The 20974-nt window shown below is 68.4% G+C and carries 16 protein-coding genes; all 16 read right to left on the bottom strand.

Going from position 1 to position 20974, the window contains the following annotated elements:
• Positions 1 to 26: 26 nt before the first annotated feature.
• On the bottom strand, positions 27 to 1508 hold the full coding sequence (gatA, locus tag E6K76_06425; GenBank protein ID TMQ58982.1) for an Asp-tRNA(Asn)/Glu-tRNA(Gln) amidotransferase subunit GatA: 1482 nt from the start codon (positions 1506 to 1508) through the stop codon (positions 27 to 29).
• Positions 1505 to 1792, bottom strand: a complete 288-nt coding sequence (gene gatC, locus E6K76_06420; protein ID TMQ58981.1) for an Asp-tRNA(Asn)/Glu-tRNA(Gln) amidotransferase subunit GatC — start codon at positions 1790 to 1792, stop codon at positions 1505 to 1507. Before gatC ends, gatA begins: the two co-directional genes overlap by 4 nt.
• The gene (locus tag E6K76_06415; GenBank protein ID TMQ58980.1) at positions 1782 to 3932 is read right to left on the bottom strand and encodes an ATP-dependent DNA helicase PcrA; all 2151 of its coding nucleotides are present in this window, start codon (positions 3930 to 3932) and stop codon (positions 1782 to 1784) included. The genes gatC and E6K76_06415 overlap by 11 nt, the downstream gene beginning before the upstream one ends.
• A gap of 7 nt (positions 3933 to 3939) precedes the next feature.
• Positions 3940 to 7680, bottom strand: coding sequence for a hypothetical protein (locus E6K76_06410; GenBank protein TMQ58979.1), 3741 nt, complete (start codon positions 7678 to 7680; stop codon positions 3940 to 3942).
• A 242-nt stretch (positions 7681 to 7922) separates the two neighbouring features.
• On the bottom strand, positions 7923 to 9905 hold the full coding sequence (locus E6K76_06405) for a hypothetical protein (GenBank protein TMQ58978.1): 1983 nt from the start codon (positions 9903 to 9905) through the stop codon (positions 7923 to 7925).
• A 31-nt stretch (positions 9906 to 9936) separates the two neighbouring features.
• Entirely contained in the window at positions 9937 to 11316 is a 1380-nt protein-coding gene (gene rseP / locus E6K76_06400) for an RIP metalloprotease RseP (GenBank protein ID TMQ58977.1), read from the bottom strand.
• 68 nt (positions 11317 to 11384) lie between these two features.
• A complete protein-coding gene (locus E6K76_06395; GenBank protein ID TMQ58976.1) occupies positions 11385 to 12494 on the bottom strand; it encodes a glycosyltransferase in 1110 nt (369 codons plus the stop codon).
• On the bottom strand, positions 12491 to 14137 hold the full coding sequence (locus tag E6K76_06390) for a glycosyltransferase family 4 protein (GenBank protein TMQ58975.1): 1647 nt from the start codon (positions 14135 to 14137) through the stop codon (positions 12491 to 12493). The genes E6K76_06395 and E6K76_06390 overlap by 4 nt, the downstream gene beginning before the upstream one ends.
• Positions 13600 to 14382, bottom strand: coding sequence for a glycosyltransferase family 2 protein (locus tag E6K76_06385; GenBank protein ID TMQ58974.1), 783 nt, complete (start codon positions 14380 to 14382; stop codon positions 13600 to 13602). Before E6K76_06385 ends, E6K76_06390 begins: the two co-directional genes overlap by 538 nt.
• Positions 14379 to 15608: a glycosyltransferase family 9 protein gene (locus E6K76_06380; GenBank protein ID TMQ58973.1), complete on the bottom strand. Its 1230-nt coding sequence runs from the start codon at positions 15606 to 15608 to the stop codon at positions 14379 to 14381. The genes E6K76_06385 and E6K76_06380 overlap by 4 nt, the downstream gene beginning before the upstream one ends.
• The gene (locus E6K76_06375; protein TMQ58972.1) at positions 15451 to 16521 is read right to left on the bottom strand and encodes a glycosyltransferase family 9 protein; all 1071 of its coding nucleotides are present in this window, start codon (positions 16519 to 16521) and stop codon (positions 15451 to 15453) included. Before E6K76_06375 ends, E6K76_06380 begins: the two co-directional genes overlap by 158 nt.
• Positions 16514 to 17029, bottom strand: a complete 516-nt coding sequence (locus tag E6K76_06370) for a D-glycero-beta-D-manno-heptose 1-phosphate adenylyltransferase (GenBank protein ID TMQ58971.1) — start codon at positions 17027 to 17029, stop codon at positions 16514 to 16516. The genes E6K76_06375 and E6K76_06370 overlap by 8 nt, the downstream gene beginning before the upstream one ends.
• The gene (locus E6K76_06365; protein ID TMQ58970.1) at positions 17026 to 18096 is read right to left on the bottom strand and encodes a hypothetical protein; all 1071 of its coding nucleotides are present in this window, start codon (positions 18094 to 18096) and stop codon (positions 17026 to 17028) included. The genes E6K76_06370 and E6K76_06365 overlap by 4 nt, the downstream gene beginning before the upstream one ends.
• Entirely contained in the window at positions 18093 to 19250 is a 1158-nt protein-coding gene (locus tag E6K76_06360) for a 1-deoxy-D-xylulose-5-phosphate reductoisomerase (GenBank protein TMQ58969.1), read from the bottom strand. Before E6K76_06360 ends, E6K76_06365 begins: the two co-directional genes overlap by 4 nt.
• Positions 19247 to 20176 carry a phosphatidate cytidylyltransferase gene (locus tag E6K76_06355; GenBank protein TMQ58968.1) on the bottom strand — a complete coding sequence of 310 codons (930 nt, stop codon included), beginning with the start codon at positions 20174 to 20176 and terminating at the stop codon, positions 19247 to 19249. Before E6K76_06355 ends, E6K76_06360 begins: the two co-directional genes overlap by 4 nt.
• Positions 20133 to 20879: an isoprenyl transferase gene (locus E6K76_06350; protein TMQ58967.1), complete on the bottom strand. Its 747-nt coding sequence runs from the start codon at positions 20877 to 20879 to the stop codon at positions 20133 to 20135. Before E6K76_06350 ends, E6K76_06355 begins: the two co-directional genes overlap by 44 nt.
• Positions 20880 to 20974: the final 95 nt, after the last annotated feature.

Raw genomic sequence — 20974 nt, 5'->3', positions numbered from 1 at the left:
CGCCTGCGTCGCGGGAACGAGCGCGTTCATCGCCCGCGCCCGCCCAGGAACGGGGGCACCCGGGCCGCGTCCACGTTCTCGGACTCCCACGCACGCGCGATGCGGAGCAGCGTCGCCTCCTCGAAGGGGCGCCCCACGAGCTGAAGACCGATCGGCAGCTTGGCCCGCGTGGAACCCGCCGGAAAGGACACTGCGGGCACGCCGGCCAGAGACGCGGGAATCGAGAAGATATCGTTCAGATACATCGCGAGGGGGTCGTCCACCTTCTCGCCGATCTTGAACGGAGGGGTCGGCGTCGTGGGGAGCAGAATCGCGTCCGCGCGAGTGAACGCCTCGTCGAAATCCCTCCGAATCAGGGTCCGCACCTTCATCGCGCGGAGATAATAGGCGTCGTAGTATCCAGCCGAGAGCGCGTACGTGCCGAGGAGGATCCGGCGCCTCACCTCGCGGCCGAAACCACGCCCTCGAGTGGCGGCGTACATCGACCGGAGGTCGGCGCTCTTGGCGCGGAAGCCGTACCGCACCCCGTCGTAGCGGGCGAGGTTGCTCGAAGCTTCGGCCGGGGCGATGAGGTAATAGGTCGCGATCGAATAGCGCGCGTGTGGCAAGCGGACGTCGAGAACCTCGGCCCCTTTCCCGGCGAGCGTCTTCGCTACCCGATCGAGGGAGCCGAGGATCTCGGGATCCACCCCTTCCCCGATCAGATCGCGGGGGATCCCGAGCCTGAGCCCGGAGACCCCGCGCTCGAGCTCCTCGAGCGGAACCGGCGCGGCCTCCGCGCGGCTCGTCATGTCCCGCTCATCGCGCCCGCAGATCGCGTTGTAGAGGAGCGCTGTGTCGCGCGCGGTTCTCGCGATCGGTCCGATCTGATCGAGCGAGGAAGCGAAGGCGACGAGCCCGTATCGCGAGACCGCCCCATAGGTCGGCTTCAACCCGAACACCCCGCAGAATGCGGCGGGTTGGCGCACCGATCCTCCGGTGTCGGAACCGAGCGCGAGGGCCGCCTCCCCCGCGGCAACGGCGGCGGCGGAGCCGCCGCTCGAGCCGCCGGGCACCCGCTCCAGGTCCCAGGGGTTTCGGGTCGGGAAAAAGGCGGAATTCTCGGTGGAAGACCCCATCGCAAATTCGTCGCAATTGGTTTTACCCGTGAAGACAGCCCCCGCTTCCCGCAGCCGCTCCACGACGTGGGCGTCGTAGGGGGGAAGATATCCCTCGAGAATCTTCGAGCCGCAGGTCGTCGGAACCCCGCGAGTGCAGAGGTTATCTTTCAATGCAACCGGGACGCCCGCGAGCGGCGTAAGCCTCTCTCCCGACGCGATCCGTGAGTCGACCGCGCGCGCCATGGCGAGCGTGCGCTCCCGATCCCTGTGAAGGTACGTGTGCAGCCGGTCCGCGGTCCCGTCCATTCGATCGAGGAACGTGCGCGCCACTTCCGCCGCGCTTCGGTCTCCGCTCAAGACGGCGCGGCCGATCGCTTCGGCGGATTCGAGAACCTCGGCCTTGCTCATACGACTTGTGGAACGCGGAAATAGTCGCCGTCCCGGTCGGGCGCCTGGGCGAGCGCCTCGTCACGAACGTCGCACGGCGTCACGCGATCTTCGCGGAGCCGGCTCTTCGACCCGGCCCCGACCTGACTGGTCGGCTCGATGCCGTCCACGTCCAGCGCCTGGAGCTGCTCCACGTAGGAGAGAATCGAGGCCAGCTCCTGGACCAGCCGGGCTTCCTCCGAGGGGTCGAGTTCGAGCCTCGACAGGGCCGCCACGTCGTGGACGACTTTCGCATCAATCGGCATGGCTCAGCTCCGCGAACGCGGCGAGGATCTTCTTCGTTCCCGCCCGCCGGAATTCCACCGTGAGCTTCGCGCGCTCGCCGCGTCCTTCGCACCCCACGACGATGCCCTCTCCGAACTGGGGATGGGTCACGCGGACTCCGATCGGACTGCTTCGGCCGTCCTCCGTCCCCTCGGAGCGCCCGGCGCTCTTCCGAAACTTCCGCGGCGCGGCGCTCGCGGCCAGCCGGCGCTCGACGTCCACCCACTCGAGACAGTCTTGCGGAATCTCGTGAAGGAACCGCGACCCGCCTCCCCCGGCCGCGTTCCACGCCCGCCTGTAGGAGGCGTGGAGCAGATCGACTCGGAGCCGCGCACGCGTGAGCGCCACGTAGAAGAGCCGCCTCTCCTCCTCGAGCTGCGCGGGGTCGTCGATCGACGAGGCATGCGGGAGAAGCCCCTCCTCGAGCCCCACCACGAAGACGACCGGGAACTCGAGCCCCTTCGCGGAGTGGATGGTCATGAGATTCACCGTGTCCTCCTCGTCGTTCCAGAGATCCACGTCCGTCAGGAGCGCCACCTCGGCGAGGAAGCCATCGATGGTCGGGTCCTCCGCGCGCCTCAGGTAGGTCTCCGCGCCTGCGATCAGCTCATCGACGTTCTCGATCCGTTCGCGGGCCTCCACCGGGTTTTCCTCGAGGAGGTATTCTCGGTATCGGATCTCCGCGATCAGCCCCGCGAGGCACGCCGGAGGGGAGAGCGTCCGCATCGGCCTGAGCGCCGCGAAGAGCCGGGCCACCTCGGCCAGCCTCCGGGCGGCCGGGGACCCGACCGCTTGACCGAGATCCGGGTGCCCGAGCGCGTCGGGGATCGCGAGGCCGCGCTCTTCGGCGAAGCTCCGAAGGCGGTCCAGCGTGGTTCGCCCGATCCCCCGAGGCGGCACGTTCAGGATCCGGAACCACGAGACCGAGTCGCGCGGCTGCACGAGCGCGCGCACGTAGGCGATGATGTCCTTGACCTCGCGCCGCTCGTAGAAGGAGATCCCGCCCGTGAGCTGATAGGGAATTCCCGACCGGCGGAGCGCGTTCTCCACGGCGCGCGACTGGGCGTTCGTGCGGTAGAGCACGACGAAGTCGCTGTTCTTGAGCGAGAGCTCGCCGCGCGCCTCCAGGAGGAGGGACACGACTCGCTCCCCTTCCGAATCCTCGTCCTCGGCGGCGTGCACGCGGAGGCGCTCCCCCGGAGCGTTCTCGGTCCAGAGCTCCTTCTCCTTGCGGGCGGAGTTGTGCCGGACCACGCCGTTCGCGGCGCGAAGGATCGTCTGGGTGGACCGATAGTTCTGGGTGAGTCGGAGCACCGTCGCCTCCGGGAACGACTTCTCGAAGGACAGGATGTTCCCCACGTCCGCGCCGCGCCAGCCGTAGATGGACTGGTCGTCGTCCCCCACCACGCTCAGGTTCCGATGACTCCGGGACAAACTCTCGATCAGCCGGAATTGGATCGCGTTCGTGTCCTGATACTCGTCCACCAGCACATGGAGGAAGCGCGTCGCGTAGGCGCGGTGGATCTCCTCGTCGAGCTCGAACAGCCGCACCGTATGCCCGATCAGGTCGTCGAAGTCCATCGCTCCGCGGTCCCGGAGCGCCTTTTGATACCCGCCGTATAGGAGCGCGAGCCTTCGGTCGACCGTCGTGAACGCGGTCTTCTGGAACTCCTCCGGCCCCAGACCCTCGTTCTTGAGCCGGGAGATCCGCGAGCCCGCGGCCGCGGGGCTCAGGGTCCGGTCCTCCGGACCCGGCCCATGAAGCAGCTCCCGCAATAGGGCGCGCTGGTCGTCCGTGTCGTAGATCACGAAATTCTTGGGGTACCCGAGCAGCTCGGCGTGACGGCGCAAGATGCGCACGCAGGTCCCGTGAAACGTGCCGAGCCAGACGCCCAGATCCTCGCGCCCCAGGAGCGACTGGGCACGCGCCTTCATCTCGCGCGCGGCCTTGTTGGTGAACGTGAACGCGAGGATCGAGCCCTGCGGAATTCCCCGATCGCGCACGAGATGGGCGATGCGCCCGGTCAAGACGCGGGTCTTTCCGCTTCCGGCGCCCGCGAGGATCAAGAGGGGGCCGCCGGGATGCTCTACCGCTTGACGCTGCACGGAATTGAGGTCCACGACTCTCCTAGTACTCTAATCTTACCTTGAGGTCGAGATTGTACTGCTGCGGGGGGGCGACGGTCTGGCCCGTCCCGCCCGCCGCCGGGCTGAGCGGCTTTCCGCGGATCTGCTCCCCTCGAAGGAGAAGGTGCCGCGTCACGCGGTACTCGGCGCTCAGACTTTGGATCTGCTCGGCGGTGCTGGAGAAGTTGCGAGAATACTTAACATAGAGCTCCGGGGTCACGTACTTTCCGACACCGAGCAGGCCGATGGGGTTGCCGGAGGTATTGGGACCCGTCGCCGTTCCCGACTTGAGGTCGATCGTGTCGATGAAACCCACCTCTGCCAGCCATCGTTCGGCGTTGCGGAAGAGGTAATTCCGGACCGGAAGCGTGGCGTCCGGGCCCGCGACCGGCGCAACCCCTTCGGCGGTGCTCACCTCCGTTCCGGCCGAGGAGAACTGCCCGATCGTGAGGACCTTCCAGAGGTAGCTCTCGCTGTGCCGCGGGTCGTCGTCGTGCAGATGCACCTTGAGCTGGCTCGCCCGACCCGACAGGGTCTGGTAAATCACCCGGGATTCGGAGCCCGGGCCCGCCACGGTCGTCTGCGCCTCGATGGATATGTCCGGATCGATCCGATCCAAAGTGGTGAAGCTGATTCTGCCGCTCACGATGCGAAACTCGTTCGAGTAGATGTAATACTTCCCCTTGACCTCGAGCGTTCCAAGGACCAGGTCGCGAACTCCTTCGTTCCGGAGCGTGAGCTGCCCGTTCATGAGCTCCACTTCCGTGTCCAGGTTTCGGTACCAAAGATTGCGCGGAACGTCGATCACGATGTCATAAAGGAGTGGCGTTGGCGTGTTCGGCTCCTCGCGGGGCCGGCTCAGATCCAGGGTCAACTCGCCCCGGGACAAGGTCGCCGGGGCCACGCTCGTGATGCGCGGGACCTCCATGCCCTCCGGATTGGTCGCATCCTGGGCGCGAAAGTCGCCGCTGAAGCGAAACAGGTAGGTCTCCCGGTCCGTAACGGTGAACTCGGTCGCGTGGAGACGAAACTCGTAATTCCCCCAATGCCGCCCTTCCGCCGTCTGCCAGAAGCCGGAGCCGCTCAAGCGGCCCCGCCGTCCCTCGCGCGCGTTGATCCGGGTCACGTTGACCCGGTGCTCATCGAAGGTCGCCTCCACCTCGAGCCCCTCCAGCACCTCGTCGCGTCCGGCGATCCGTAACACTCCTTCCACGAGCTTGAGCGATCCCGTGACGACGGGCCGGGAGGGCGTCCCCCGGATATCGGCCGTCACGTTGAGCTTTCCGGCGCTCGCCGCGAGCTCCGGGACGAAAAGCGTGGCGACGCCGAAGTCGGCGTTCGCCATGCGAAGCTTGAGGGCCATCGGCTCATCGCGGAGCCACCGGCGCCCTCCGTAGAGTGCCAGATCGATCGGGATGGAGCCCTCGAGGTGGGATGTGGCGCCAGCGCGCATGAAATCGAGGCGCGAGAGGGTAAGCCTGCGACCGGCATAGCTTCCGGAGAACTCTGCCGAGTCCGCCTCCACTCCGTGGAGCGCGAGCGCCGAGCCGCGGGCCTCAAGCTGGAGAATCGGCTCGGCGGCGGTTCCCGACACGCGTGCCTTCGCCGACGCGATGCCTCGAAGCGAGCTCCAGCTCGTATCGATGGGAGCAAAGGCGGCGAGATCGAGCGATTCCGTCGTTCCTGCGAGGGCAAGCTCCACCCGGGAGGTCCACGTGTGGTCTCCACGGCTCAGGGCGCCCATCCAATCCTGAAACTTGAGCCGCGGCCTCACGGTGCCGGCAAGAGACGCCAGCCCACGGCCAGCGACCCACCGCATCTCCGACACGGAAACGGCGCCCGGCGCGTAGGTCAAGCTCATCGAGAGAGAATCCCCGCTCACTCCCCCGAAGCGGGGTCTGGTGACGCGGAGGTTCGCCTGGATATCGGGATCGTCAAGGGGTCCCGCCAGGAGGAGGTCTCCATCGGCGATTCCCCGCGGGGCGTTCGGCGACTCTCCCGAACCGATGACGCGGCTCAGGTCGATGCCTTGAAGGGTGGCCCGAGCGCCGACGCGCCTCGCCTCAAACCAGACCGACCCCGCGACGTCGAGCCTGCCGGGGTCCGTGGCGAGCGTGAGGTGCGAAATCTTGAGCTCTTCCCCCTCCAGGGAGGCGTCCACGGTCCCGACGCTCTTCCACTCGCGGGCTCCCGCCGCAAGGGTGAGGGAGTCGAGGGTCACGATCGCGGCCCTTCCCTTGAAGCGCACGTCCCCGTGCAGCGCCAGCGTCGTGTCCCCTGATTTCTGACGGAAGCGCTCGATGACGATCTTGTCGGTGATCGTGAGCGTGGAAACCACATCGCCAAGCGGCCGGTCGCCGGCCCGGAGCCGCGCGACCTCCAGCTCCGCGACCCCCGAGGGAGCCGGGCCCAAATGCCCTCGAGAGGTGAGCCGCAGCGAATCGAATGCCATTCCGTTCTTGAGACGGCCGGAGGCGATGACCCCCTGCAGCTGGTAGTCCGGGGCGCTGGGGGTTCCCCGAATCGATCCGGTCACCCGCGCCTGCCCCGCTTCCATCCCGACGGGTCTCAGGAGAGAGTCCATCGCGCCAAGATCCCGAGCCACCGCCTCGAAGGAGAAGGAGAGGGTCGTGTCCGGGGCGATCCTGCCCGATCCCAGGAGGCGCGCCCCCGGCGTGTCGACCCACGCTGAGTCGATGGCCACGTCCCCATGTTGCCCCAGTCGCGCGGTGACCGCGCCGCGCTCGATGCCGAGCCGACCGAGCTTTCCCTGGTGGAGATCGAGAGTGACGGTCGCGATGGGATAGGGCTTCGCCTGAATCGCCCGGATCCGGCCGTCGCCGTTCAAGAGGCCGTGCGGCGTGCTGGCGGGCAGCCTCCACCACGGAAGGAGCCCGGGATCCACGTTCTTGAGGCGCACATCCGCCGTGAGCGCACCGTGCGTCTCGATCACCGCGCTTCCCGACACCTCCGCCTTCCTCACGCGGGCGAGAGCGTCGTCGATCCGAACCGCGCCGGGAACGAGCTGCGCCTGAGCGGTCAGCTCGTCGACCGGCTCTCCCGCGATGGTCCCCGACAGGCGGACCGCCGCATTCCCGGAGGTGGGATCGCCCGTGAACGAGACTTCCCCCACGAGCGAGCCCCGCGTGACCGGGGCCAGGTCGAGGAGCCGCATCACCTCCGCCAGATCCAGCGGGTTGAGCCCGGTTCGCGACGAGACCACGCGGGCGTGCGCGAGGTCCCAGTCGATGGCCGACCGGATCCGCGAGCGGTCCAACACGACGTACAGCGGATCGAACCGCATCCGCCCGCGGGATACGACCGCCACGCCCTCCGCCCGGATCGACCCAGGACGCCCCCGCATCTGGCTCACTCCCGAAAGCCGGGCCACCCGGAAGGTCGTGTGGGCCGGCTCGAGGAGCGCCACGGCATTCCCGGCGATATTGCCGAAACGCACCCCTCCACGATCGAGCGAGATCGCTCCGTCGCGGATCCGGATGTCGATTCGCGTCGCGGTTTGGTCCCGGGGGCTGCGCTTGGATCGTCCAAACCGAGGCACGACGAGATTGCCGCGGCGGTCGTGCACCAGCGGGAGAACCGGCGAGTCGATCGTGACTCGCAGGGTCCGGCGGCGTGAGAAGAGCAACTCGAACGTATCGTATTCCGCCGTGAGCCGTGTTGCGATAAGCCATGGAACCGGTCCGTCCGGGGTGACGACGACGAGCCGGGGGTACTCGAGCACGGCACCGCCGAAAATCGCCGACCGAGCTGCTGATAAAGGTGACGATCCGGCGCGACAGGGTGGGGTCCCCCTTCGCGAAGAGAAAGGCGAGAAGCGTGGCCCCCAGGGAGACGAAAAGGAGGATTGCCGCCAGAGCCGTCAGGACCCAGAGGAGCCATCCCGGAACCCTGCCCGGGGCTCGAGCGGGCGGCTCTACCCCGTTCTCCTCACGACGCTTCCTGAACCGCATCATCCCGAACATTTCAGAATGCCTGCCCCAGGCTGAAGTGGAACGTACCCCGGGTGGAGCTCAGATCGTGCTCCTCGGGTTTCGCGTGCCTCAGCTTCCAGCCGTAATCGAATCGCACCGGACCGACCGGCGTCCCGATCCGGATCCCCGCCCCCACGGAGTAGCGCATGTCGGAATACCCCGCCCCACGGCCCAAGACGGTGAAAACCCGCCTCAGGGTGACATCTCGCGGACGCTCCCAGACGTTTCCCGCATCCAGGAACACGGCCCCGCCCACGATCCAGAATAGCGGGAATCGTGCCTCCGCGGAGCCCAGCAGAAGGACCTCTCCGCCTTCGAGTCGGGAGGAGTCGGCCGACACGATCCGGTACCCGAGCTCGTTCTCGAAATACCCGCGCACCGAGGAGGCTCCGCCGGCCTGGAAGCGGTCCTCCAGCGGAATGCGGTCGAGATCGCGCAGCGTGTCGCCCGGAGCCGGAATGTGGCCGAAGGGGCTCGCGTAACCCGCCTGGATCCGAAAGGCCAAGGTCAATCCGCGGCCGGCGGGAAGATACGTGCTCGCGGCCGCGCTGAATTTCGTGAAGCGGGCGTTCCCTTTCAGTACCCCTCCCGCGACGACCGCATTCCCAAGGAGATCATGACCCCCTTTGGGATCGAAGGGGTTGTTGCGCGTATCGCGTTCCAGAGAGAGACCGACTCGGCGCGTCGAGTAGCTCTTTTGCTCGACCCCGGGCGCGGGCTTAAAGCTGGTGCTGTCCGTGATGACGTGTCGATGGCCCAGCGAGAGCGCGCCGTGAGTGAAACGCGAGAGATCCCTGCCGAACGTAAGCGAGACGCCATAGGCGCGCAGTGGGATCGCGAGCGGGATCTGGACGCCCGTTTGGGTCTGCACGATCTGCTCGGCGTATCCGCCGACGGCCGCCTGCGTCCGGGTCCCGAAGGTCCATGGTTGGGAGAGGGCGGCATCGGCGCGTCGGTTTCCAAGCCTCGACTTGGTCTGCGCGGGGTCGGGAGCCGTGACGCGAAAGCCCATCCTCCCGGAAACGACGAAGCGGATTCCCTCGTGGCCGATGTTCCGGTGTCCCCATTCGCTCGTGAGTCGCACCTGGTCCAGGGTTCCGTAGCCCAGCCCGACGTCGACCCACGCCATCTTGCGCTCGCGCACCGTGAGGTGAAGGTCCGCCAAATGGGTCGCCGAATCGATATCCCCGCGCTCGAAGATCACGTCGCTGTAGAGCCCCGTGTCGTAGATGCGCTGCTGGCTCTCCGCGAGCTTCTTGCGGGAGAGGATATCGCCGGTGTGAACCGTCAGCTCTCGGGTGACGACCCGGCGGCGGGTATCCTTGATGCCCTCGACGCCCACCTGTCCCAAACGCGCGATCGGGCCGGGCTCAATCCGGTAGACCACGACGGCATGCACGCTGTCCGCCGCCACCGAGTCCCGCACTTGCACCGCGGCGTATCCCAGGTCCGCGTAGCGATCCTCGACGGCCTGGCGGTCCGTCTCGACCAACGTGATGTCGAGCGGGCTCAACGGCTTCTGCTTCAGGACCCGCCGCACCTCGGCTTCGGAGAGCGGAGCCGTTCCTTCCAACTCCACCCCGCTCAGCCGGGTGAGCGGGCCCTCCATGAGGAAGAAGTGGACGTCCACCGTGGACGCGCTCCCCGGAACGGGTACGGGAAACGCGCTGTCGACGCGGGCGAACATGAAGCCATGGCGACGGTAGTAGGACTGCAACGTCGCCCGGTCGAAGCGAAGAAAATCGGATCGGTAGCGCGGACGCCGCCACGGCCGGAACCAGGAGGAACCCCGGGTCCTCAAGAACCCACGGAGGTTCCGCTCCGAGAATGCCTTGCTCCCGTGGATCTCGACGTGCCGAACCCGGAGCGTCGTCTCGAACTCCGAGGCTCGCTGTGCGGAAGACGGCTTGCCCGGAAACGAGGAGGCGAGCAGCAGCGCGGCGAGCCCGAGTCTCGCGTAGGTCCCGCCGCGCATCGTGGGATCGCGCCGCGTCAATCCGGCGGAATCAGCGTCCGTCCGAGGAAGGAACCGTGTCGGCGGGCGCGTTGTGGTTCAGCCGGCGGTTGATTTCTGCTTCGGCGCGCCTTCGCTGCGAGACCCTGGTGAGGTCGTTGGCGAAGGAAAAGATGACGAGACCTCCCAGCACCGCGAGGCCGATGCGCTGGAACGCGGCCTGAGTCTTGACCGAAAGAGGTTTCCGGCGCACGCCCTCGAGCAGCGCGAAAAGCACGTGGCCGCCATCCAGGATCGGAATGGGGAGCAGGTTCATGGCCATCAGCGCAACGCTGATGAAGGATGCGAAGGAGAGAAGCTGATCCCAGCCGCTTCTCGCCTGATCCCGCGCCACCTGCGCGATCGCGATCGGTCCCGCGACGCTCGAGCTCAAGCGAATCGGATTGGTCAGGAAGCTCCAGAGCCCGTTATAAATCTGCCCCATCGCGTAGAGCGTCTGTCTCACGCCGAGCCACGCGGCCTGCGGCAGCGCGAAACGCTCCACGATCGTGATCGTCTCCGGCAGCGAGATCCCGATCACGCTGTCGGGGGTCGTCTTCACCGTGACCAGGAACATCTTCGAGCCCCGGCGGACCTCAAGCTCGAGGGGCGTGTCCGGGCTGCGCCGGATCCGCGAGCTGAGCTCCGACCAGTTCCCGACGCGTTGGCCGTTCACGCTCACGATCTCGTCTCCCTCGCGGAGCCCCGCCTGGTACGCCGGCAGGCCCACGAATACCCTTCCGATCACGGTCCCCGTGTTCCAGTCCAGCTCCTCCGCCAGGCGCGCCGCATCGCGACGCGGCACCCGAAGGGCCACTTCCTTCCCGTGGCGCAAGACCGTCAAGGGAATGGACCCCGGCCCTTTGGCTCGGGCGGCACGATCCACCGCCGCGGCGAGCTGCCGCATGGTCCGCGCGGGTCGGCCGTCCAGCGTGGCGATGCGGTCCCACTCGCGGACGCCGATGCTCTCGACGATCGAATGGGGACTCACGCGTCCGACGACCGAAGGGAAGTCGGGGGTCTTCACGCCGATGCAATAGACCGCGACGTTGATGAGAAATGCGAAGATGAGGTTCGCGATGGGTCCTGCGGCGGTGATCAGCGCCCGCACCCACCAGGGCTTCTCGAGGAACTCGTAGGGCTGTCCCTGGCGGTCCTGGGAGTCGGGGCTGTCGCCGGCCATCCGCACGAATCCGCCCAGCGGCAGCACCGAGATACGGTAGTCGGTTCCTCCTCTCCGGAAACCGAAAAGGCGGGGTCCCATCCCGATCGAGAAGGAAAGCACCTGGACGCCCAGCCACTTGGCCACGAGAAAATGCCCGAGCTCGTGCACGAACACGAGCACGCCGAGAACCAGGGCTCCGTACAGAGCGATCGTCCAAAAATCATGCATGGTCGGGAATGCCTTCCGGTGGATCGAACCCCTTTGGAGGTTGAACTTGTGACTGTAACAGGTTGAATTTACACGGTCAATCGACGCCGGGCGGCGAGCGCCGAGCGATAGACCTGGTAGGTCATGTCGGCGGTTTGATCGACGCTGAATCGCTCCGCCCGCTCCCGGCCCAAAGCCCCCATCGAGGCCCTCAGCGCGGGACGGGAGGCCAGATCGACCATGGCTTCGGCGAGTGCCGCCGGATCCGAAGGGGGAACGAGAATCCCGGTCCGCCCTTCCTCGACGATTTCCGGAACGCCGCCTGTGCGGGTCGCGACCACCGGGAGGCCGGCGGCCATGGCCTCGAGGATCGACGTGCCGAGCCCTTCCGACAGCGATGGGAGGCAGAAGAAATCCGCAGCGCGGAGCAGCTCGAGCACGTCGGTCCGGAAGCCGAGGAACGCCACCGATCCTTCGAGACCCAGGGCCCGTTGTTCGTTCCGGAGCCTCCTCTCCAGCGGACCTTCCCCCACAATCCAAATCTTGAGGGACGGTACGCGCCGAACCGAGCGTGCCGCCGCCTGGAGAAGATCGCTCTGGCCCTTCCCCACCGCCAGGGCGGACGCATTGACGGCGACGACGTCCTGGTCCGCGGCGCCGAGGCGCCGGCGAACCAGGTCGCGATCGGAAGATCCGGAGAAGGCCGCCAGGTCGATTCCGCTCGGAACGACTCGGATCAGCCCGGCGTCGACGCCGCTTCGGACCAGCGAATCGCGCACGGCCAGCGAGATCGCCGCGATGCGCTCCACGGGAAGCGCGTAGAGAAGCCTGCTGCCGAAGGAGCGACGCACGGGGAATTGAACCCGGCGCGAAAGAACCCGTGCCGGCCCGGGGGCGACCAGGGCCGCCATGGCGCCGACCGCATGGGCCCGCGCCGCGTGCCAATGCACGACGTCCGGCCGGGTGTCCCGCATCAGCTTCGCGAGAGCAAACACCGTGGGGAGATCCCACGCACCGCGCATGCCCAAGCGGTGCACCGCGAACCCCTCGTTCGAGGCGCGCTCGGCGAGCGCGCTTCCACGGGGTGCAACGAGACGAGGATCGTCGCCGCGCGCGCGCTGCCGCCCCATGAGGAGGAGCACCTGCTGCTGCCCTCCCCTCCAGGGCCGTTCCGAGTCTACATGGAGAATCCGGATCACCGGCGCGCGCCCGGCGCGGTGGCTTCGCGCGAGCGTTGGATCGCCTCGACGAGGATATCGCCGATCCGATTCGGCGAGGCCTGCGCGCGGGCGGCGGCGCGGCCCGCCGCCCCCATGGTCTCACGGCGCGCCGGATCCCCGGCGAGCGACTCGATCGCGTCCGCCAGCGCCGCGCCGTCCCCGGCAGGCACGAGCCACAGGTGCTCCCCATCGCGGAAAAACTCGGCGATCGCCGCGGAGCGACGCGTGATCGTGGGCAGGCCGAGCGCCATCGACTGGAACACCTTGTGCGGCACGACGCGAGCCGCCTTGGCGCTCGTGCCGAAGATGCCGAGGCCGACGTCGGCTCGCGCGAGTCGCGTCAGCGCCTCGTCGTACGGCATCCGCGGGAGAAGCCGCACGCTCCGGAGGCCGCGCGCCGCGATGTCGCGCTCGATCCGAGGCATCAGCATGCCGCCGCCGATCAGGGTGAAGCTCGCGAACCCGGTCCCGTGGCGCGCCTCCAGCTCGGTGGCCGCGTCGATGACCGCCGGGAGCCCGTGGAGCGGCAGATATCCTCCCAGATACACGACGTCGAGCGGACCGCTTCTCGGGCCGGCGGCGCGCCTTTCTCCCAGCTCGAAGGCGAAGCGATCGGCTCCGACCGGAACCCGGCAGAGCTTGCTCCGCGTGACCCCGAACTCGCTGGCATAGAAATCCCCGTGCTCCCACGTGTCGCACAGCACCATGTCCGCGAGGGAGAGCGACACGCGATCGCTCGCACGGACCCGATGCGCGCTCACGGTTCCCTCCTTGAGCCTGCCCAGGTCGCCGACCTGCGTGTCCCAGCGCGAAACGAGAGGGTCGAAGAGGACGGGGGAGTCCACGACACGGCCCAGGAGCCGCGCGAGAAGAACGTCTCGATGCCCGAAGGATGGAACAAGGATCGCGTCGAGCTCGCGCGCCCCGCGAAGCCAGGAAACCACGAGGCGTATCTCCCGAATGCCGCCCGGCGAATCCCTGGGCGCGTGGACCGAAAGAACTTCGGCGCCGCGGCTCTCAAGCCCTTCGCGGAGGACGCGGGTGCGCGCGTAGGAGGGGTCGTAGGCGCCGAAGAAGGCGACCCTCATCGCCCCTCGTCCCGGATCTCGTGTTCCCAGCGCCGCGCGTACTTCGCGAAAACGGAAAACGCGGCCAGCCAGCAGAGCACGACGCCGCGCCGTCCCTCCCGGAATCCCCCCTCCAGCGCGTACATGCGCAGGAATCGCAGCCACGGGCGAAGGAGGAGACGGCCCCCCGAGGCCGGGATCCCACGGCGGCGCAGGTCCTCGGCGGACCACCGCGAGTAGCGATCCCATTTCTCGAAGTAGTGGTCGAGATCGCGGTAGGGCTCGTGGAGGAGCCTTTCGTGAAGCACGCCCTCCCTTCCGCGAAGCTGGATCTCCTCGTGGACCGGGACCGGTCGGTAGGCTCCCTTCGTTCGATCGAACAGGCGAAGCACTTTGTCGCGCTGCCACCCGGCGGACCGGATCGGCCTCCGGTAGAAGTAATTCTCGCGGTAGATCCAGTAGCCTTCCTTGCGCGCGGCGTCGGCGAGGACCGACTCGATCTCCCGTCGGAGCGGCGGCGGCACGCGCTCGTCGGCGTCCAGAATCAACGTCCATCGGTGGGTGAGCTGCGGCAGGGCCCAATTCTTCTGCGCGGCCGGGCTCTCGTAGGCATGATCCAGCACGCGGTCCGCGATCGAGTGCGCGATCGGCAGCGTCCCGTCGGTGCTCCCCGAATCCACAACCACGACTTCCTCGGCCCAGCGAACCGACTCGAGACACGCTCGGATCGCGCGCTCTTCGTTCCTGGTCGTCACGAGCACGCTCAACGGCTCGCGGGCGCCCCCGCCGCCACCGCTCATGCGACGCTCCCGACCCGGTCTCGGAGCCTCGCGCGGCACGCCTCGATCACCATCGCGGCCGTCACGTCCTTCATGCAACGCATGTACCTGTCTCCCGGCAAGGGGCAGACGGTCTGGTTGCAGTGGAGGCACTCGAGGGCCGCGGCCTCGATCGCGGCGTGCGGTCCCGCCGGGGGTTGCCACGCCCCGGGATGCGTCGGCCCGAAGACGGTCACCGTCGGGACGCCGAGCGCAACCGCGAGATGCTTGGGGCCGGAGTCATTGCTGACGAGGAGGGCGCAACGCGCGATCAGCGCGGCCAGCTCCTGCCATCCGGTCGCGGGCGCGACCGTGGACGGGTTTCGCATTCGCCCGCGGCACTCCCGCGCCAAGGGCTCCTCCCCGGGGCCCCACATCCAGAGGATGTCGGCGTCGCCGTGGAGCCGGTCCATGACCTCCGCGAACCGCTCCGGAAGCCAGGTCTTCGTCGGCCACGTGCCGGAAGGAAGGCAGGCGACGAGAGCCCGCGCACCCAACCCCGAGCGGCGCAGCCACTCGTCGATGGTCCGGTGGGCCTCCGTCGGCACGGCGAGCGTGAGCTCGAGCCCGCGCGGGGCGATCCCGATCGCGCGAACGAGATCGAGCGAGGCTTCCGGCGCGTAGCGGACCTGCGGACCCCCGGGGCCGAGCGGCTCCCGCGGAATTCGAATCGTATAGGCGTAACGCCGGCCGGCGAGATCGTAGCCCACCCGAACCGGCGCGCGCGTGAGCGCGGTCATGAAGGCGCTCCTCGGGTTGGAGACCATGTCGAGGACGAGATCGTACCGGCCGCGAATCAGGTCCACGTAGCGGGAAGCCTGGGAGGCGAGGGAGCGTCGATCGATTTCGAGCACGCGGTCCACATCCGGGCTCCCCCGCAAGAGCGCCCCCGTTTCCCGAGCGGTGAGCACGTCGATGGAAGCGGAGGGCAGGCCGGCGCGCAGCGCGCGAAGGGCGGGCGTGGTCAGGAGGAGATCACCGGCCGCCCGATGGCGCACCACGAGGACGCGGCGCACGCGCGCAAGATCGACGACGGCCCTCGCCCGCTCCTCACGCGGTCGCACGCGCGCCTCCTCCATGCGCCAGCGCGCGCGCCACAGCCTGGAGCGCGTCGCCGACGCCGATCCAGTCGAGGCAGTCCATGCGCGCGCATTCGTGGCGGTGGCAGGGGCGGCACCAGATCTCACGTGAGAGCAATTGGTGGCCATCGCTTGCCCGGTAGGGAAACCATATCTCGGGCTCGGTCGGACCGAGGATGCCTACGGTGGGGGTTCTGAGCGCGGGCCCCGCGTGGATCGGACTTCCATCGACCGTGACGAGCGCATCCAGCGCGGCGATGACACCCCAGTGGGCGCGGAGCGGGAGGCCGCCGATCACGGGAGCGTCCCGCGCGCCCCCCGTCCCCGCCGCGATTCTGCGCGCGAGGGCTTCTTCCCCGGGCCCCGCCAGCACGACCGCCCGCACCCCGAGGCGGGGAAGCCCGCGCACGAGCGCGGCGAATCGCTCCTCGGGCCATCGCTTCGCCGGCCATCGATTGCCGGGATGGATTCCGACGCGCGGCCCGCCGCCCGGGAGCGCCGACTCGAGCCGGAGGCGTCCCTGCTCGCGCTCGACCTGGGTGAGGGCGATCCGCGGCGGGTGGACCGCCGGGCGGATCCCGAGCGCCTCGAGCGAGCGGAGATGATGCGCGATCGCGGAAACCGGTCCCGCCGTGGGCGGAACGGGGTGTGTGTAGAACCGCCGGCGCGCGCTGCGGGCGGGCCCCACACGGACCGGCGCGCCGGTCCAAGCAGCGAGGAGCGCGCTTCTCGGGTTCCCGTAGAGATCGATGACCCAGTCGTAGCGGCGACCGCGAAGATTCCAGAGAAGCCGGGGCGGGGCGGGGAGGAGGAATCCCAGCGTGCGGTCCAGCACGAGCACGCGGTCGATCGCCGGATGATGGGCGGCGGCCTGTGCCGGCCCCGCCTCGGCGAGAAAATCGATCGAACACGCTGGAAATGCTTCGCGGAGCGCCTCGATCACCGGGAGGACCAGGATCGCATCCCCGATCCTGCGCAACCGGGTGACGAGCACGCGCCGGGGCGGAGGAACCGCGAGGCGCCTGTCGCCGCGCTCATCCACCCCGGGCGCCCTCCGAACCCGCCGCCCTCAAGAGGCCGATCCGATGGATGAGATCGCTCGTCGCGTGTCCTTTGGGATCCCCCACGATGACCGTCCGGATGCCGAGCGACTGCGCGATGGCCCGTTCCGGGACGCTTTCAACCGTGTAGTCGGTCCCTTTGGCGTGGATCGTGGGACGGAGCCGGCGGAGCACGTTCTCCACCGAGTCTTCCTCGAAGGAGGTAACCCAATCCACACACCCGAGCGCCGCCACCAGCTCCATGCGCTCCTCGAGCGGCATGAGTGGACGGCCGGATCCCTTGAGCCTTCGGGCGGAGGCGTCGGAGTTCAGGGCGACCAGAAGCGCGGAACCCGATTCCCTCGCGCCCGCGAGATAGCGCACGTGGCCCACGTGGAACAGATCGAAGATTCCATTCGCGAGGACCAGCCCCTCGCGCTCCGAGGGTGAGCTCTGCAGGCGTCGTTCCATCGACGCGAGCGCCACGACCTTGGCCGGCCGGGCGCTCATCCGGTCACCTTCGGCGCGGCGTGAGCGCGAATCGCGTCCACGAGCTCCAGCCGACCCACCGTGGCGGTTCCGCGCTTCATCACGACCACCGAAGCCGCGTAGGTCGCGAGCAACGCCGCCTCGAGCTGCGAGGCCCCCGCCGCGAGCGCGAGGGCGGCCGTGGCCGAGACCGCGTCCCCCGCTCCGGTCACATCCGCGACATCCGACGATCCCACGATCGAAATCCCGATCGGGCGGCTGCCGCGCTCGAAGAGGAGCATCCCGTCGCTTCCCCGCGTGATCCAGACGGCCCTCGCGCCGCCGTTTCGCATCAGCGCTTCACCGGCTCGCTTCAAGACCGGAGCACGGAGGGACGGCAGGCGCATCGCTTCCTGGACCTCGTGCTCGTTGGGAGTGAGCAACGTGGCCCCCCGGTAGGAACGGAGATCGTAGCGGGAATCGACGACGACGGGAATCTTCGCCCGCTTCGCCTCGCCGATCGCCGCCCGTCTCAGTCCCGGACTGAGAACCCCGTAGCCGTAGTCGGAAAGGAGGACCGCGTCCGCGCGACGGACCGCCTCCCGCGCCGCCCGGATGAGCCGCCGTTCGGCCTCGCGCGATAGAGGCTCGGTGTGCCCCCGATCGAGCCGCACGATTTGCTGGCGCGCGGCGTGGCTCGAGCCGGCGAGAATCCGCGTCTTGACGATCGTGCCCCCGCCCGGGTCGCGGTGAAACCAGCGGGTCTCAAGCCCGCTCGCGCGGAGGGCCCGTGCGAGCGCCGTGCCGGCCGTGTCTCCGCCGAGCCTCCCCACCACCAGCGGCGCGCCGCCGAGCGCCCGCACGTTCATGGCCGCGTTCGCGGCGCCCCCCGGCACCCGCCGCTCTTCCTCGTGTTCGAGGATCAGCACCGGCGCTTCACGGGAGATTCGCGACGAGCGTCCAACCCAGTACTCATCCAGCACGAGATCCCCGATCACCGCCACCTTCCGGCGGCGGAGACGGTCCACGATGACGAGGAGCGCGTCCCGGCTGGGAAGCGCGGCCGGCGACCGTCCGTCGCGCGCGCGCGGGCGAGGCGCGGACGTCATCCGCGCGTCATAGGCGCGGCCGCCTCGTGAAGCCGCCCACGCGCCCAGGCATCCGCTTCGAGGATCGACTCGAGGGTGAGCGGCCCTTCCGGAGCATGAGCGCTCAGCACCTCCTCGACGAGAGGCATCAGATCGCCGAAGCGGATCTTCCGGTCGAGGAAAAGCCGGACGGCCTCCTCGTCGGCCGCGTTGAGGACCGCCGGAGCGGTCCCGCCCGCCCTCAAAGCGCGCCCCGCGAGCGTGAGCCCCGGACAACGGACCGGATCGGGCGTTTCGAAGGTGAGCGTCGCCAAATCCGCGACACCGAGGCGCGGAAGGTCCGAGGTCCATCGCTCGGGATAGCTCAACGCGTAGAGGAGCGGAACGCGCATGTCCGGAACCGAGAGCTGGGCCACGATCGATCCGTCGACAAACTCCACCAGGGCGTGCACGATCGATTGGGGATGGATGACGACGTCCAATCGCTCCGGCGGGATTCCGAAGAGCCAGCGCGCCTCGATCACCTCGAACCCCTTGTTGATCAAGGTGGCGCAGTCGACGGTGATTCGTTCGCCCATCGACCAGGTCGGGTGCCGGAGCACCTCCTCCGGCGTCGAAGCCGAGATCGTGCGCGGATCTCGCCGCAGAAAGGGGCCGCCGGAAGCCGTGAGCGTGACGCGCCGCACGTCCGACACCGGACGCCCCGCCAGACACTGGAAGACGCCGCTGTGCTCGGAATCGACGGGCAGCATCATCCCGCCTGATCGCTGCGCGACGGCGGTCAAGAGCTCCCCCGCGAGGACCACCGACTCCTTGTTGGCGAGCGCCACGCGCTTGCCGCGCGAGAGCGCGGAGACGGTGGGCTTGAGCCCGATGCTCCCGACGACGGCGTTGATGACGACGTCGGCGTCCTCGTCCTCGGCGAGCGCCGAGAGCGCAGACTCCCCCTCGAGCACCTCCCCGCCCTTCCACCTGTCGCGCGCGCGGCGCGCGGCGGCGGTATCCACGAGAGCGATCCGGCGAACCCCGAACGCGTCCGCGGCGCGGAGGAGCGCCGCGTCGTTCGAGCGCGCCGCCAGAGAGACGAGCCGGATCCGATCCCGGTACGCTCCGGCGAGATCGAGCGCCGCGGATCCGATCGAGCCCGTGGCCCCCAAGAGGGCGACCCGGATCATCGTCCGAGAACCTCCCACACGAGGAAATAGTAAACGAGCGGCGCCGCAAAGAGCAGGCTATCGAAGCGATCGAGCACACCGCCGTGCCCCGGAATCAAGCTCGAAGACTCCTTCGCCTCCGCGTCCCGTTTCAGGAGCGACTCCACCAGATCGCCGAGCTGCGCGAAAATGCCGACGAGCCCACCCAGCGCGAGCGCCGATGGCCATGAAAGGTACGGCGCGAACCACAGGCGGGCGACGGCCCCCGCCGCGATCGCCGCGAGGAGGCCGCCCACCGCCCCTTCCACCGACTTTCCCGGACTCACCCCGGGAGCGAGCCTGTGCCGCCCCCATACGCGCCCCACCGCGTACGCCGCGCTGTCGCAGGTCCACGCCAGGAAAAAAGGCAGAAGCGCAAAGGACATCCCGAGCGAATAGGGCAGGCCGAGGGACCAGGACAACTCCCGCAATGCGCACACGTGGGATCCGAGCCAGCCGATGTAGAGGACGCCGAGGACCGTCGAGGAGGCGTTCACGAGGGTCTGCTTGCTCGCGCCGCGGCGGAGCTCCGCGAGGAGCATCGCGACGAGCAGCACCGTGAAGAGCCCGGCCAGGTGCCACTCCTCGGTCCGGTGGGAGCGAAGCCGCGCGTAGATTCCGATCGGGAACAGAAAGGAGGCCGCGAATCCCGACTTCCAATGAGGCGCGAGCCCCTTGGACGCCATCATCTGGTAAAACTCGCGCAGGGCGAGGCCGATCATGAGCAGCGTAAACCCGAGATAGACGAACCCTCCGATGCGGGCCATCAAGACAAGGAGCGGCAGAAAGACGATCGCGCTCGCCACCCGAAGGAGCAACGAAGGATCCTTCGCCGGCGTTACGCTCGGCGCGTCCTCGCGAGGCTCAGCGCGTTCGGCCAAAGCGACGGCTTCTTCGTTGGAAGTCATATACCGCCTGGTAGAGATGCTTCCGGCGGAAGTCGGGCCACAGGACGTCCGTGACCCAGAATTCCGCGTATGCGAGCTGCCAGAGCAGAAAGTTGGAGACGCGCAGCTCGCCGCTCGTTCGGATGAGGAGGTCCGGATCGGGCAGCCCGTCCGTGTCGAGCTTCCGCGCGAAGAAATCCTCGTCGATCTCCTCGGCCGCGATCCGCTGCTCCCGGTCTTGTTGGAGGATGCGTCGCACCGCGTCGACGATTTCCGCACGCCCCCCGTAGGAAATCGCCAGCACGAGGACGAGGCCGTCATTGCCGGCGAGGTAGCTCCGCGTGGACTCCAGGATCTTGCGGCTCCGTTCCGGGAGGAGATCCACACGGCCGATCGTGCGGAGCTGGACGTTATTCCGCTTGAGCTCCTCGCGCTCCTCCCGAAGCACCTGCTCCAAGATGCGCATGAGCCCACTCACCTCCCGCGCGCCTCGGTCCCAGTTTTCGAGCGAGAAGGTGTAGAGCGTGAGCACCTTGATCCCCAGCTCGACGGAGCCTTCGACCACCTCCCGCACGGCGCGCCGGCCCGCGCGGTGCCCCATCAAGCGAGGCAACCCGCGGCGCTCCGCCCAGCGCCCGTTTCCGTCCATGATGATGGCGATGTGCGCGGGCGTGGGACGCTTCAGCACCTGCTCGAGCGTCGGTGCTGCTTTCGAAGGATTCATCGCTGCCAGGTACACGGCAAAGAAAATGGGCCCGCGGACGTCCGGCCCTTGAGCCCGATCTCGATGGAACAGCTTCCCGCGGCGTCCGGTAACCG

The organism is Candidatus Eisenbacteria bacterium, assembly GCA_005893275.1.
Taxonomy (GTDB): domain Bacteria; phylum Eisenbacteria; class RBG-16-71-46; order SZUA-252; family SZUA-252; genus WS-7.
The sequence above is the reverse complement of the archived record's forward strand: the minus strand, read 5'-3'. Positions and strand labels throughout refer to the sequence as shown.

What these genes read in the sequence shown, in the direction of transcription:
- E6K76_06390 (TMQ58975.1), bottom strand. Translation starts at nt 14,137, where the DNA reads ATGGACGTTGATTCTGGACGCCGACGAGCGCGTGCCGCCGCCGCTCCG.
- E6K76_06370 (TMQ58971.1), bottom strand. Translation starts at nt 17,029, where the DNA reads ATGAGCGCCCGGCCGGCCAAGGTCGTGGCGCTCGCGTCGATGGAACGA.
- gatC (TMQ58981.1), bottom strand. Translation starts at nt 1,792, where the DNA reads ATGCCGATTGATGCGAAAGTCGTCCACGACGTGGCGGCCCTGTCGAGG.
- E6K76_06385 (TMQ58974.1), bottom strand. Translation starts at nt 14,382, where the DNA reads ATGAGCGGTGGCGGCGGGGGCGCCCGCGAGCCGTTGAGCGTGCTCGTG.
- gatA (TMQ58982.1), bottom strand. Translation starts at nt 1,508, where the DNA reads ATGAGCAAGGCCGAGGTTCTCGAATCCGCCGAAGCGATCGGCCGCGCC.
- E6K76_06380 (TMQ58973.1), bottom strand. Translation starts at nt 15,608, where the DNA reads ATGGCCACCAATTGCTCTCACGTGAGATCTGGTGCCGCCCCTGCCACC.
- E6K76_06350 (TMQ58967.1), bottom strand. Translation starts at nt 20,879, where the DNA reads ATGAATCCTTCGAAAGCAGCACCGACGCTCGAGCAGGTGCTGAAGCGT.
- E6K76_06365 (TMQ58970.1), bottom strand. Translation starts at nt 18,096, where the DNA reads ATGACGTCCGCGCCTCGCCCGCGCGCGCGCGACGGACGGTCGCCGGCC.
- E6K76_06405 (TMQ58978.1), bottom strand. Translation starts at nt 9,905, where the DNA reads ATGCGCGGCGGGACCTACGCGAGACTCGGGCTCGCCGCGCTGCTGCTC.
- rseP (TMQ58977.1), bottom strand. Translation starts at nt 11,316, where the DNA reads ATGCATGATTTTTGGACGATCGCTCTGTACGGAGCCCTGGTTCTCGGC.
- E6K76_06355 (TMQ58968.1), bottom strand. Translation starts at nt 20,176, where the DNA reads ATGACTTCCAACGAAGAAGCCGTCGCTTTGGCCGAACGCGCTGAGCCT.
- E6K76_06360 (TMQ58969.1), bottom strand. Translation starts at nt 19,250, where the DNA reads ATGATCCGGGTCGCCCTCTTGGGGGCCACGGGCTCGATCGGATCCGCG.